This is a genomic window from Natrinema versiforme JCM 10478, from assembly GCF_000337195.1.
In the GTDB taxonomy this organism is placed as follows: domain Archaea; phylum Halobacteriota; class Halobacteria; order Halobacteriales; family Natrialbaceae; genus Natrinema; species Natrinema versiforme.
In genome coordinates this window covers 25770-38330 of the sequence record NZ_AOID01000018.1, presented here as the reverse complement: position 1 = coordinate 38330, position 12561 = coordinate 25770, and the positions used below count along the sequence as shown (strand labels likewise).

The 12561-nt window shown below is 65.4% G+C and carries 14 protein-coding genes; 8 read left to right on the top strand and 6 right to left on the bottom strand.

The annotated features are described in order from the left end of the window. Window positions 1–845: 845 nt before the first annotated feature. Window positions 846–1478, bottom strand: coding sequence for a metal-dependent hydrolase (locus tag C489_RS05540; RefSeq protein WP_006430183.1), 633 nt, complete (start codon window positions 1476–1478; stop codon window positions 846–848). 222 nt (window positions 1479–1700) lie between these two features. Between C489_RS05540 and C489_RS05535 the strand changes: the two genes are divergently transcribed. The 4 genes from C489_RS05535 to C489_RS05520 all read left to right on the top strand — a co-directional run bounded on the left by C489_RS05535 (window position 1701) and on the right by C489_RS05520 (window position 4043). Continuing rightward, window positions 1701–1922 (top strand): hypothetical protein, encoded by a 222-nt coding sequence (locus C489_RS05535; RefSeq protein WP_006430182.1) that lies wholly within the window; start codon window positions 1701–1703, stop codon window positions 1920–1922. Between the two features lie 43 nt (window positions 1923–1965). After that, window positions 1966–3261 (top strand): histidinol dehydrogenase, encoded by a 1296-nt coding sequence (hisD, locus tag C489_RS05530; RefSeq protein ID WP_006430181.1) that lies wholly within the window; start codon window positions 1966–1968, stop codon window positions 3259–3261. An 89-nt stretch (window positions 3262–3350) separates the two neighbouring features. Further along, a complete protein-coding gene (locus tag C489_RS05525) occupies window positions 3351–3572 on the top strand; it encodes a hypothetical protein (protein WP_006430180.1) in 222 nt (73 codons plus the stop codon). A gap of 96 nt (window positions 3573–3668) precedes the next feature. Further along, on the top strand, window positions 3669–4043 hold the full coding sequence (locus tag C489_RS05520) for a HesB/IscA family protein (RefSeq protein ID WP_049890641.1): 375 nt from the start codon (window positions 3669–3671) through the stop codon (window positions 4041–4043). Between the two features lie 147 nt (window positions 4044–4190). Here C489_RS05520 and C489_RS05515 read toward each other — a convergent pair whose 3' ends face one another. The 4 genes from C489_RS05515 to C489_RS05500 form a co-directional block, all read right to left on the bottom strand. Then, entirely contained in the window at window positions 4191–4391 is a 201-nt protein-coding gene (locus tag C489_RS05515; protein WP_006180927.1) for a dodecin, read from the bottom strand. 84 nt (window positions 4392–4475) lie between these two features. Further along, window positions 4476–5135, bottom strand: a complete 660-nt coding sequence (locus tag C489_RS05510) for a hypothetical protein (RefSeq protein ID WP_006430178.1) — start codon at window positions 5133–5135, stop codon at window positions 4476–4478. Further along, on the bottom strand, window positions 5128–5745 hold the full coding sequence (locus tag C489_RS05505) for a hypothetical protein (protein ID WP_006430177.1): 618 nt from the start codon (window positions 5743–5745) through the stop codon (window positions 5128–5130). Before C489_RS05505 ends, C489_RS05510 begins: the two co-directional genes overlap by 8 nt. Window positions 5746–5829: 84 nt before the next feature. Continuing rightward, the gene (locus C489_RS05500) at window positions 5830–6828 is read right to left on the bottom strand and encodes a metal-dependent hydrolase (protein WP_006430176.1); all 999 of its coding nucleotides are present in this window, start codon (window positions 6826–6828) and stop codon (window positions 5830–5832) included. A 138-nt stretch (window positions 6829–6966) separates the two neighbouring features. Between C489_RS05500 and C489_RS05495 the strand changes: the two genes are divergently transcribed. Next, window positions 6967–8178, top strand: a complete 1212-nt coding sequence (locus C489_RS05495) for a pyridoxal-phosphate-dependent aminotransferase family protein (protein WP_006430175.1) — start codon at window positions 6967–6969, stop codon at window positions 8176–8178. Window positions 8179–8223: 45 nt separating this feature from the next. Here C489_RS05495 and C489_RS05490 read toward each other — a convergent pair whose 3' ends face one another. Further along, window positions 8224–8532 (bottom strand): DUF7116 family protein, encoded by a 309-nt coding sequence (locus C489_RS05490; protein ID WP_006430174.1) that lies wholly within the window; start codon window positions 8530–8532, stop codon window positions 8224–8226. A 425-nt stretch (window positions 8533–8957) separates the two neighbouring features. Here C489_RS05490 and C489_RS05485 point away from each other — a divergent pair, with 425 nt between their 5' ends. The 3 genes from C489_RS05485 to C489_RS05475 are packed head-to-tail and all read left to right on the top strand — an operon-like array spanning window position 8958 to window position 12543. Further along, window positions 8958–10340, top strand: a complete 1383-nt coding sequence (locus C489_RS05485; RefSeq protein ID WP_006430173.1) for an ethanolamine ammonia-lyase subunit EutB — start codon at window positions 8958–8960, stop codon at window positions 10338–10340. After that, window positions 10337–11083, top strand: coding sequence for an ethanolamine ammonia-lyase subunit EutC (gene eutC, locus C489_RS05480; RefSeq protein ID WP_006430172.1), 747 nt, complete (start codon window positions 10337–10339; stop codon window positions 11081–11083). Before C489_RS05485 ends, eutC begins: the two co-directional genes overlap by 4 nt. A gap of 20 nt (window positions 11084–11103) precedes the next feature. Next, a complete protein-coding gene (locus C489_RS05475; RefSeq protein WP_049890640.1) occupies window positions 11104–12543 on the top strand; it encodes an ethanolamine ammonia-lyase reactivating factor EutA in 1440 nt (479 codons plus the stop codon). Window positions 12544–12561 lie beyond the last annotated feature (18 nt).

Genomic DNA, 12561 nt, shown 5'->3' with positions numbered 1-12561 from the left:
ACTCGACGACCGAGCGGGCGTCACCGAACTACCAAGGCTAACATCAGATCCCATCTGTACGGCGGACCGCAGGGGTGGAATCCTCATCTCGTTCGGATGTATTCGTAAGCCGTCCGGGGTACATAACCCCTTCGGACCGGAACCATCCGGGATGACGGGACGAGTTGAACGTCCCGTCGATCACATCTTCTTTCGCGTCTGTATCCAACTGCCCTCGTACATATAAGGGCGTCGGATTGAGACCACGCCGAAAACCGCATCCGGCGAGGACTTTCGCGTAGTCAAGAGTGCGAGCCCAGGTTATATAAGGGCATCGTACTGCAACGACGCCATTCGACGTCGGCCACGACGATCCGAGTACCCTCGAGAGAGGACATCCGAACCGAATCGGGTCCTCGACGAGAGATGGATACAGTGCCTACCTCCGCGCCGGGTTGCGGCCGGAGGGAACGTGGCGGCGAGCGCCACGTCGTTCGCATTACTGTCGAAAGCCGGGTAAACACATAAGGCCGTCGTCTCGGCGACGCAGTGCTCTACGTTGGGCATTCACGTGAACGTGGTTTCCTGCACGGTGATCACGAGTGGGTGCTGTCGGCAGATTCTGGTCGAGTGTCCTTCTCGAGCGCCACCAGCCGCTGATAGAAGGTCCCCCGCGTCGCTGTCGTCCCCGTTGGACGTTTTCGGAGCCACCACGGACGAGAAGAGACGGGCAAAACGAGGCCGCGGATTCGCGACGCGAAGCTAGCGCCGGACAAGTCGTAACTGCTGGGCCTCGATGAGCAAAACGGCGTCTGCTGGCTCTCAACGGGAAGATGGGTGGGAAGGGATGTAGCAAACCCGCTGTTCTATCGTCGATTCGGCTCGTTCTCCCTCGAGGCGGCCGACTCCCGTCCCAACAGTCCACTGACCGCTCGGTGGCTCGCTCGCAGGCACTCACGGAGGACCGGCGCGCCGTCGAGGAGCCAGACCAGCGCGGTGAAGCCGGCGAGACCGATCTGGAGCCACAGGTACGTCGAGAGGTTCCCCGCGAGGATATCGCCGGCGTAGCGGCCGAACAGCAGGAGAAACGCCTCGACAACGCCGGGACCGGGGGGCTGTCCCTCGACCGTCGCGATCGGCCAGAGCGCGAGGTCGATCAGGAGGTAGCCCTGCCGGAACGCAGTGTCCGCGATATCGGCGGGGAGGTGTGACAGGTATCCCAGTCCGAATGCGAGTCCCGCTTGCGGCCGTGCGCCCGCGTGGGCGATGGTTCCGACGAGGAGAGCAAGCGGCACCGCGAAAAAGATCGAGTGGCCGATCCCGTAGCCGACGTCGAAGACGCCGTACTCCCAGGCGAGTGGCTTGTCGATCAGGTCGGGCAGGACGGCAGCGAAGACGACGGCGAACGCCTCGAGGCCGCCGGGCGACTCGCGGAAAACGGTGTGACAGCAAAGTGAGTAGGCGAGATAGCCGACGATCGCGTGTTCCCACGGCCACATACTCGAAGACTTCGGCGTCGGACGAATAGTTATGGTTTGCTTGCACGGCCGGCGGCGGAACAGACGGCCCTTTGGGCCTGTGCTCGCTATTTCTGTGTCCGGTAGCAGTCGATTACACCGCAGTTTTCGACGGCCATCAGCCGTCCGGCAGTCGGGGCCGGCGATCGATATCGGCGAGGCGACGACCGACACGACTTATGTGCCGTAGTCGTAGGAGTAGCCATGGACCGATCGGGATTCGTCAAGCTCGCGGTCATCGCGTTCGCGCTCGTGCTCGTGAGCTTCTTCGTGCGCGGCATCGGCCGGATCGTCCTCGAGACGGAAACCGCGGAGTTGTTGCAGGCACCGCTTGCGGTCATCGGCTTCGGACTGCTGGTCTACCTGTTCATCAGAGCGACGCTCGACGCCGTTGGACTCTGGCCCGTCGAAGACCCCGACGCGTGAGCGGAAGGAAACCGTTTTTCGCCCGCCGCTCGAAGCCCGAGGCATGACAATCGACGTGCAGACGATCGCCGACCTCGGCCCGGACGATCGCGTGGCCTTCTTCGAGCGCGATGCCGGTATCGAGGCGGTGCGAGGAGACGTTCGCGAGATCGTCGACCGCGTCCGCAAGGAGGGCGACGTGGCCGTTCGCGAGTTCACCGGCGAGTTCGACGGGGTCGAGGTCGGAAACCTCGAGATCACCGACCAGTGTGAGCGGGCCTACGAGGAAATCGACGCCGAGATCCGGGACGCGATCGAGACGGCCGCGGCGAACGTCCGCGAGTTCCACGAGGCCCAACTCCCCGAGGATTGGCGGCGGGAGTTCGAGACGGGACGGAAACTCGGTCGCCGCTTTCGGCCGCTCGAGCGCGTGGGCGTCTACGTCCCCGGCGGCTCGGCGGCCTATCCCTCGAGTGCGATCATGGGCGTCGTGCCGGCGGTCGTGGCCGGCGTCGACCACGTGTCGGTCGTCACGCCGCCGGCCGACGACCTGAACCCGGTGACGCTGGCGGCGATCCACGCCGCGGGCGCGGACGCGGTCTTCAGCGTCGGCGGCGCGCAGGCGATCTCGGGGCTGGCCTACGGCACCGAGACGATCACTCGAGTCCAGAAGATCGTCGGCCCCGGGAACAAGTGGGTGACCGCGGCCAAGGCCGAGGTCCGGGGCGACGTCGAGATCGATTTCCTCGCGGGGCCGAGCGAAGTGGTCGTCGTCGCCGACGAGAGCGCGGCTCCCGACCTCGTCGCCGCGGAACTCGTCGCCCAGGCGGAACACGACCCCAACGCGTCGGTCGTAGCTGTCACCGACGACGAGGACACCGCAAACGCCGTGGCCGCAGCCGTCGACGAGCAGGCGAGCGCGCGCGAACGCGAGGACGTGATCCGGGAAGCGCTCGCGAACGACGCGAGCGGCGTCCTTCGTGCCCGGTCGATGAGCGAGGCGATCCTCTTTACCGAGGAATACGCGCCGGAGCACCTCTCGATCATCGCCGACGATGACGAGTCGATCCTCGCGCGCATCGACAGCGCGGGCAGCGTCTTCCTCGGGCCGAACACGCCCGTTGCGGCCGGCGATTACGCCAGCGGGACCAACCACGTCCTGCCGACCAACGGCGGCGCGCGGGTCGCCGGCGGGCTATCCGTCGAGACCTTCCTCCGATCGACGACGGTCCAGCGCCTTTCGAGCGAGGGCCTCGGCGAACTGGGCGAGACGATCACCACGCTCGCGGACGCGGAGGGGCTCGAGGCCCACGCCGAAAGCGTCCGAACCCGACTCGAGGACGGAACGGGAGAGCAGTAATCACCAGCGAACCCGTCATTCCGCAGCAGTTTCAGGTTACGGAGTTGCGAATTGGTTTTACGTAGCTGGAGGACGCAGTGACTACTGAGATGGAACCGCGTGTCGACCCGATGGACCGGCGCGTCCTCGAGCGCAACTACGACTACGCACAGCGGAACGTGCGGCTCCTCTCGATGTGGTACGACTGCGAGCTCGAGCGGATGCTCGAACTCCTCGCGAAACACGACATCGAGCTGTCGCGAAACGATGAACAGCAGTTCGGGACGTATTACCGGTCGCTTCGCCGCCGCTCGAGTTGCTACGGCGAGTGAATCCACGCGGCCGAGACGGCGCGTAACCGGATTCAGCTAGTCCGTTCGGGACCGAATGGCGTCACAGTTAACACCGTCGCGCCGGAATGAGTGGGTATGAGTACGGACAGTATGGATGGCGGGGAGGCTGACACGCGTCCGAAGATCGAAGTCACCGAAGACGCGGCCGAGCAGGCGCTGTCCCTGCTCGAGAGCGAGAATCTCGACGTGACCGAAGCCGGCCTGCGGCTGTTCGTCCAGCAGGGCGGCTGTGCCGGACTCTCCTACGGGATGCGATTCGACGACGAGCCCGACGAGGACGACACGATCTACGAGCACCACGACCTGCGGGTGTTCGTCGATCCGGCGAGCCTGAAGTATATCGAGGGCAGCGTCCTCGATTACGAGGACGGCCTGCAGGCCGAAGGGTTCCACGTGGACAACCCGAACGTCGTCAGCGAGTGCGGCTGCGGCGAATCGTTCCGGACGTAACGCGCCGAAGACGCGGCCGCGCCTCGGACCGTCGCCGCCGTCATCGGTTTTCGCTGCTGTGGCTCGTCACTCCGTAGTCACGAACCGCGAGCGACGGGTTCGAAAAAGTCGAAACGTGGGTCTCGAGCCGACACGGGGACCGGCTGCCTACTCCTCGAGTTCGAAGGCGACGGTGACCTCGGCTTGGTACTCCCGGTCGTCGGCGCTGGCGACTTCGACGCCCAGTTCGTCGACTTCGATCCACTGGACGTTCTGGAGGGTCGCTTCCGCGCGGTCGATGGCGTCGTCGGCCGCGGCGTCGAAGCTTTCGGGACTGGTGCCGATGAGCGTGATCTTCTTGAATACCATGGCTCCGGATCCTACGCACCGTGGGAACGTAAAACACGGCGTCCGTTCGGGCCGAATCGCGACGACTGCCCGCGAGACGTGGGATCAGTCGGACCGCGTCTCGAGGCGGTCCCGGATCGCACCCGTGACGTCCGTGAGGTAGGCACCGCCCCACAGCGCCACGACGAGGCCGCCGATCGAGTTGAAGACGAAGTCGAGCATCGTGTCGCCGAGTCCGTACTGCGTGAGGACGGCATTGATTCCCAGTGCCTGTGCCGACAGCGCGATGGCGAACTCGAGGATCTCCCAGAGGACGCCGAAGGCGATGACGAACAGGAGGATGAACACCGTGATGAACTTCCCCGGGAAGTGGACGCCCTCCGCGTGTTCGTCGAACGCGCGGACGGTGGCGTAGCCCACGCCGGCGACCAGCGACGCTGACAGCGCGTGAGTCATGTGATCCCACCACCAGACCTGACTGTAGAGCGTTCGGGTGGCACCCGGCAGGCCGACGGTCCCGAACGCGTGGAGGAAGACGGCGGTGGTGATCCAGAGCGTGAGCCGCGGGTCCATCGGAATCTCGTAGTCGCGCTCGAGCAGCGGCGGCAGCTGGGTCACGAGCAGCGCCACGCCGGTGTTGATCACGATTCCGCCGTTGCCGCGCTCGATGCCGACGAACAGCATGCCGATCAGCCCGATTTCCATGAGATAGGTGAGCTGGCGCTGGCGGTGCTGGGACGGGAGCCGGCTGGCGAGGTTACGCATCGTCCACCTCCGCGGCCGGGTGGATCTCGGCGGGAAGGCGGTGTTCGTGACGGACGAACCGTCTGAAGTACAGTTCGAAGACCACGCCGGCACCGAGACCGGCGAGGGCGGAGTAGACGAACTCCCACATCACCGCGTCGTGATCGGCGGTAAACGGAATGCCGAGCGTCTGGGCGGCGCTCCACCGTAGCAGCGCCCACAGCCCCGCGGCGGCCGTCGTCGTCACGACGACGAAGACGATGGCGAAGCCGGGGGTCATCTCCACAGGGGTAAACGACTGTAGTTCGACGGCCAGAACGAGCGCGATGGCTGCGACCGAGAGATACGACGCGAAGTGGCCGCTCAATCGGCTCGCGCCGAGGGCCATGCCGAGCACGGGGAGGGCGGCCAACAACAGCACCTCCCAGGGAAGCATCGCTAGCGACGACCGGAAGGCGATCGGCGGGAGCAACGCGAGGGCGACGAGGACCGCCGCGAACGTCGCCCACAGAACGCCGCCGGTCACGAGTTCGCCGACGCCGATGGCCGCGATCGCGACGACCAAGAGCCACGCGACCGCCGCGTTCGTTCGGCCGTCGGCGATCAGTTCCTCGAGTGAAGTCTGAGACACAGTGACTGGTATCGGCCGTTCTCACTAAAACGTATGTAGTCGTCGGGTGAAATACTGCTGACACCGATCGAGGCGCGCCACCGCTCACGCGGGAGCGGCGAACAGGTAGACGACGGCGTACGCTGCGAGCGCGACGGTCACCGCGGTCACGGCAGTGAGCGCGATCTCGAGCGTCGAGTCGATCGACGGTCGCGAGCGGATTCGGGACCGCAAGCCGGGACGGATCGGCGAGGTCGGGTCTCGGACGGCCCCACAGAGGAGCCCGACCCCGAGGATGGAGAAAACGAAATGATAGGAGACCTCGAGCGTCGGCGGCGTCACCGCGAGCGCGGCGACCCCGTAGGCCGCGCCGACCGCGGCTCGGCGGTCGACGAATGCGGGAAGCGACCGGTCGGTGAGCCGGCAGATCGTGACGAGCGCGAGCCAGATCGCGGCGAGTTCGATCGCGAACGCGCCGAGGAGGTGCAGCGTCGGATCGGCGTGGAGGACGACGCGGGTAGAGAGGAGCGTCGATTCGAACGGATAGAGCCACTCAGGGGGCGAGCCGGTCGCGAGGTCGCCCCACGGATGAGACCACAGTCCCCAAAGCGCCGCGAGGACGACCGTACTCGCCGAGAGCGTCGTTACGCGGGCGGCCCCGATGGCGACGAGAACGCCGCTCACCGTAAACAGGGCCATCACGAACGCGGCGACGGGACCGCCCTCGAGGAACGCGACCGCGACGAGGAGCACGAGCAGACCGGCCCCGACGCTACGGACGAGTCGAACGCGGCCCGAGTGCGGTCCGCGGATCGCGAACGCGCCGAACGCCGGCGCTGCGACCGCGCCGACGACCAGCGAGTGAGTGACCGACCGGTGGACGCCCCGGCTCGCGTCCCAGAAGGCCGTCGACGCGGCAAGCGCGCCGTCCGCTGCCTGCCACTCGAGGAGGCCGACGAGAGCGTACGTAACGTCGATATCCGGAATCGTCGCGAACGCGCCCGCGATGGCTCCGACCAGAAGCGCCTCTCGGCGCTCCCAGCCACGCCAGTCGGCGACCAGTGCCGCGAGGGCGAACGCGAGCAGGGCATGACCGATGAACACGACGTATCGGCTACGTGATGGGTGGTCTTATACTGATCGCCGGATCGTGTGAGAGAAACACACCCTGTCGAGTCGGTCGCGGATCGATACTTCGCCGCTGCCGGTAGGTCTTTGCGAGTGGCACTCGAGCACACGCCCATGGCTCAGGAAGCGCCGAACGAGGCGGCTCGCGCGCCATCCGTTGGCGAACTCACTCCGCCGGACCGAACCCTGATGGGGCCCGGACCGAGCGACGTGAACCCGCGCGTGCTCCGGGCGATGAGCACGCCGCTCGTCGGGCATCTCGATCCCTCGTTCATCGAGATCATGGACGAGGTCCAGGAGTTGCTGCGGTACACGTTCCGAACGGACAACCAGTGGACGATCCCCGTCTCGGGGACCGGCTCGGCGGCGATGGAGGCCGCGATCGGGAACGTCGTCGAACCCGGTGATACGATGCTCGTGCCGACGAACGGCTACTTCGGCGGCCGGATGGCCTCGATGGCCGAACGCGCGGGCGGCGAGGTCGTCGAGGTCGATGCACCGTGGGGCGAACCGCTCGAGCCCGACGACGTCGCGGACGCGCTGGCCGAACACGACCCCGACGTCTTCGGGTTCGTCCACGCCGAGACGAGCACGGGCGTTCTCCAGCCCGACGTGCCAGAGCTCACCGCCGCGGCCCACGACCACGACGCCCTGGTCATCGCCGACACCGTCACCTCGCTGGGCGGCGTGGAGTTGCGAGTCGACGAGTGGGACATCGACGTGGCCTACTCCGGCCCGCAGAAGTGTCTCTCCTGTCCGCCAGGGGCCAGTCCCCTCACGCTGTCGGACGAGGCGATGGACAAGGTCCTCTCGCGCGAGGAAGACCCCCGCTCGTGGTATCTCGACCTCTCCCTGCTCGAGGGCTACTGGGGCGACGAACGGGCCTACCACCACACTGCACCGATCACGAACGTCTACGCGATTCGGGAGGCCCTGCGACTGGTCGCAGAGGAAGGAATCGAAGAGCGCTGGGCGCGCCACGAACGGCTGGCCGGCGCGCTGAAAGCCGGCATGGAGGCGATGGGTCTCGAGATGAACGCCCCCGACGAGTACTGGCTGCCGAGTCTCAACGCCGTCCGCGTCCCCGACGGCATCGACGACGGCGCGGTCTGTGATGCCCTGATCGAACAGTACGACCTCGAGATCGCCGGCGGGCTGGGCGATCTCGCCGGCGAGATCTTCCGAATCGGCTGTATGGGCCACTCCGCGCGCCCCGAGAACGTCATCTACGTGGTGACGGCACTGGGCGACGTCCTCGAGTCGATGGGCGCGGCTGTCGATCCGGGTTCCGGTGTGACTGCGACGCGACGCACGCTCGAAAAATAAAGGAATTGCCGCGACGGCCGATTGGGCCGTCCGTACGACGCTGTTCTACGCTGTTACTCGTGGTCCTGGTGGCGCTCGTTCGACCTGATAGTCCTCGCCGTCGACGACCATAATCGCCCACTCATAGTTCGGATTCGCGCCCTCGAGTCGCGCCTCGAGATCGTCGGCGTCGTCCGGTTCGGCGACGAAACAGTGGAACTGTCCCGACGCCGACGACGGGAGCTCTCCCGTCTCGAGGACGGTGTTGACGTGAACGACTTTCCATGCTCGTTCGGCGCGGAATTCGGGGCCGTTACCTTCGACGGTGTAGCCCAGCTCAGCGAAGATCGACCTGGCCTGCTCGACGAGTCGCATGTTAACAGGACCCATTCACTACGACCTATGTCGGCATCCACCATAAATGTTAGTACGTAGCACGATGTCCCGCTCGGAGATGTCTGCAGATTATAACTCGGCGTATTTCGACTGTACCGCCCGGTATTGACCGATTATCAGTATCTAGCCGTTCGATAGTCGCCACGAGACCCATCGTCTGCTGTTCGATCGGTTTTCGCTCTATTCAATGTACATACGAGATGTTCCTCCACTGATTTCCTCAGTCTCTTCTCCGGTTAGGTATAAACACACACAGATGGACGCCACAACATCCAATGGGTGAGCGGGCGGTTTGATACACAATGTACCGCGACCGAATCGATCAGCGAGCGAGAAACAGTCGGACACAATAATGATCGGCCGGAGTCTAGCTCGAGTCGACCAGAGTCCACGGCGGAGACACTATGGGTAGCAAAGAGACCGGGTACACGGCGACGATCGACGGAATCGAACACGAGTTCGACTCGATCCGGAGCGTTCTGGCCAAGGCGAACGAGCGGAAGTCGGGAGACGAACTGGCGGGACTCGCGGCGTCCTCGAGCGCGGAGCGTATCGCGGCGAAAGACATCGTCAGTCGACTGACCCTCGAGACGTTGTACGAGAATCCCGTCGTCCCCGCGGACGAAGACGAGGTTACGCGGACGATCCGGGACGGCGTCTGCGAAGAAACGTACGCGGAAATCGCCGATTGGACCGTCGCCGATCTCCGGGAGTTCCTCCTCGCGGAGTCGACGGACGACGAAGCTATCCGGGCGCTCAGGGAGGGGCTGACGAGCGAGATGATCGCGGCCGTCACGAAGCTCATGTCGAACCTGGATCTCGTGGTCGCCGCTGCCAAGATGACCGTCGTCGCGCGCTGTAACAGTACGATTGGAACGGAGGGGACCGTTTCGTTCCGGCTTCAGCCCAACGATCCGGCCGACGAGACGGAGAATATCCTACAGAGTGTTCGCGAGGGACTGTCCTACGGCGTCGGGGACGCCGTTATCGGCATCAATCCGGTGAGCGACGACGCGGCACAGGTCAAAGAGATCCTGCAAGCGACGGCCGAGTTCATCGATCGGTGGGACGTCCCGACCCAGAACTGCGTCCTCGGACACATCACGACCCAGATGGACGCGGTTCGAAACGGCGCGCCGGCCGACTTGCTCTTCCAGAGCATCGCTGGCACCGAGCGGGGGAACCGAGAGTTCGGTATCGATGTCGAGCTACTCGACGACGCTGCCGAGTTGGGCCGGAATCTCTGTCGCGGGGACGGACCGAACGTCATGTACTTCGAGACCGGGCAAGGCGCGGAGCTTTCGAACGACGCGCACGAAGGCGTCGATCAACTCACGCTGGAGGCCCGGTGTTACGGGCTGGCCCGCGAGTACGATCCGTTCCTCGTCAACACCGTGGTCGGCTTCATCGGGCCGGAGTACCTCTACGACGGCAAGCAGGTCATTCGCGCGGGACTGGAAGACGTGTTCATGGGCAAACTCCACGGGCTGCCGATGGGAATCGACGCCTGCTATACGAACCACACGAAGGCCGATCAAAACGACATCGAGAACCTCGCCGTGTTGCTGACCGCCGCCGGTGCGAACTTCTTCATCACGGTGCCGATGGGCGACGACGTGATGCTCAACTATCAGTCCAACAGCTACCACGACGGACCCACCCTCCGGTCCCTGTTCGGGCTGCAAGCGGCACCCGAGTTCGAGGCGTGGCTCGAGGAGATGGGGATCACCGACGACGGGCGCTTGACCGAGCGCGCGGGCGATCCGACGATATTCACCCAGCCATGAGACCGAACAACGACCGGAGGAGCGGCGTCGAAGACCCGGAAGACGAACCCCGACTCGAGCGGTTCCGCGACTCCCACCCGTCTCGAATCGGCGTCGGCCGGGCGGGATCGCGGCCGCGGACGGAGACGCTCCTCGAGTTTCGACTCGACCACGCGAAAGCTCGCGATGCCGTCACCACGCACGTTTCGGACGACCTCGTGGCGGACCTCGACCTCGTGAGCGTCCGATCGCGAGCCGAAAGCAAGACGGAGTTCCTCGCGGAACCGAGCCGGGGACGTGATATCTCGGAGGAGACGGCCGAACGGATCCGGGAGGACTGCGCGATGGAACCACAGGTACAGATCGTGGTCAGTGACGGGCTCAGTTCGACCGCAGTCGAGACAAACGTCCCCGAGTTGCTGCCGGTGTTACGCGACGGACTGGCCGACCGGGGACTCGATGTCGGGACTCCGATTTTCGTAGAATACGGCCGAGTCGATGTGATGGACGCGATCGGCGCGGAACTCGGTGCGGATTGCTGTGTCAATCTCGTCGGCGAACGGCCCGGACTGGCGACGAACGAGAGCCTGAGCGCGTACTTCGTCGCCGATCCGGAACGGGGCGGCGCGACGTCCGAGAAGTCGGTCATTTCGAACATTCATCGCAACGGTATCCCGCCCGTCGAGGCCGGGGCCGAGATCGCGGCGGTCCTCGAAGAACTGTGCGAGGCCGAACGCAACGGATGCGATACGGGGGACCCGTGACCCGTCCGGGGAGTCCGTAGATGCCAGGTACCGAGACATTGACCAGCATCGGCATCGATATCGGCACCACGACAACCCAGGTGATCATCAGCGATCTCACCCTCTCTGCCCCCGCGTACAACGGTGCGGCGAGCGTCGACGTCCTCGAGCGCCGGGTCCGCTACCGGAGCCCGATCCGCGAGACGCCGTTCGCCGGCGACCGTGAAATCGACACCGCCGCCGTCGGCGAACTCATCGATACCGACGTGCAGGACGCGGGGCTGACGGCGACGGAAGTCGATACCGGCGCGGTCATCGCGACCGGCGAGGCGGCACGGAAAGACAACGCCGAGGCGTTGGTAACCCGGTTGGCCGAGCACACCGGCGAGTTCGTCGTCGCGACGGCCGGCGCGTCGCTCGAGGCGGTATTGGCCGGCTACGGGTCCGGTGCCGGGGCCCGAAGCGGTACCGATGGCTCGACGATCGTAACGGTCGACATCGGCGGCGGAACCACGAATATCGCCGTGTTCGAAGACGGCGAGGTGCTGCAGACGCGGTGTCTCGACATCGGCGGTCGACTCGTCCGGTTCGACGACGACGGTGTCGTCCGAGCGGTCGCGGAGCCGGTCAGGCGCTGTCATCCGCCGGACTGTCCCCCGATCGAGGTCGGGACGAAACGTCCGGAAGCGGACCGGCAGGCGCTCGCACGGGAACTGGCCGATCGGGTCTTCGACGCCGTCGAGGGACCGCCGTTCGACGAGGCGACGCGGGCGCTGGCGATCACCGATCCGCCCGAGAACGCGGTCGATATCGACGAAGTCGTGTTTACCGGCGGCGTCGGCCGTCTGGTTTCGGATCTCGATATCGACGACCGCGATCCCCTCGAGTTCGGCGATCTCGGCGTCTCCCTCGCCACCGCGATTCGAGCCCACGAGCGCTTCGACGCGTTGCCGGTCCGGCGGTCGGCCGAAGACATCCGCGCAACCGTCATCGGTGCCGGAACGCGGACGACGACGTTTACCGGTCGAACGATCGCCCCGGCGGCCGAGTTGTTACCGGCCAGGAACCTCCCAGTCATCGCCCTCGAGGGACTCGAGACGGCCGACTCCGTCGACGCCGTGCGAGCGCGAACGGCAGCGGCGATTCGTGCCGCCCGGAATCGTCGCGATATCACCGGGACGGCCGCCCTGTACGCGTCGAACGTCGGACCACTGACCTACGATCGGCTCCGACTCGTCGCACGCGGGATCGCCGCCGCCTGTGACGCCCGATCCGACGAACCGCGGCCGGTGATACTGCTGACTGAACAGAACTGCGCGAAAGTACTCGGCCAACTGCTCGAGTCGATGACCAACGCCGGACCGGTGATGGTCCTCGACGAACTCGCGGTTACCGAAGACGAGTACGTGGATCTCGGAACGCCGGTCGCGGAAAACGCCGCCGTTCCGGTAACGATCAAGACGCTCGTATTTGACGAATGATCGCCTATCAGGCGCAGG

Coding starts and splice junctions, on each gene's coding strand:
- C489_RS05540 (WP_006430183.1), bottom strand. CDS start 1,478: ATGTGGCCGTGGGAACACGCGATCGTCGGCTATCTCGCCTACTCACTT.
- C489_RS05535 (WP_006430182.1), top strand. CDS start 1,701: ATGGACCGATCGGGATTCGTCAAGCTCGCGGTCATCGCGTTCGCGCTC.
- hisD (WP_006430181.1), top strand. CDS start 1,966: ATGACAATCGACGTGCAGACGATCGCCGACCTCGGCCCGGACGATCGC.
- C489_RS05525 (WP_006430180.1), top strand. CDS start 3,351: ATGGAACCGCGTGTCGACCCGATGGACCGGCGCGTCCTCGAGCGCAAC.
- C489_RS05520 (WP_049890641.1), top strand. CDS start 3,669: ATGAGTACGGACAGTATGGATGGCGGGGAGGCTGACACGCGTCCGAAG.
- C489_RS05515 (WP_006180927.1), bottom strand. CDS start 4,391: ATGGTATTCAAGAAGATCACGCTCATCGGCACCAGTCCCGAAAGCTTC.
- C489_RS05510 (WP_006430178.1), bottom strand. CDS start 5,135: ATGCGTAACCTCGCCAGCCGGCTCCCGTCCCAGCACCGCCAGCGCCAG.
- C489_RS05495 (WP_006430175.1), top strand. CDS start 6,967: ATGGCTCAGGAAGCGCCGAACGAGGCGGCTCGCGCGCCATCCGTTGGC.
- C489_RS05490 (WP_006430174.1), bottom strand. CDS start 8,532: ATGCGACTCGTCGAGCAGGCCAGGTCGATCTTCGCTGAGCTGGGCTAC.
- C489_RS05485 (WP_006430173.1), top strand. CDS start 8,958: ATGGGTAGCAAAGAGACCGGGTACACGGCGACGATCGACGGAATCGAA.
- eutC (WP_006430172.1), top strand. CDS start 10,337: ATGAGACCGAACAACGACCGGAGGAGCGGCGTCGAAGACCCGGAAGAC.
- C489_RS05475 (WP_049890640.1), top strand. CDS start 11,104: ATGCCAGGTACCGAGACATTGACCAGCATCGGCATCGATATCGGCACC.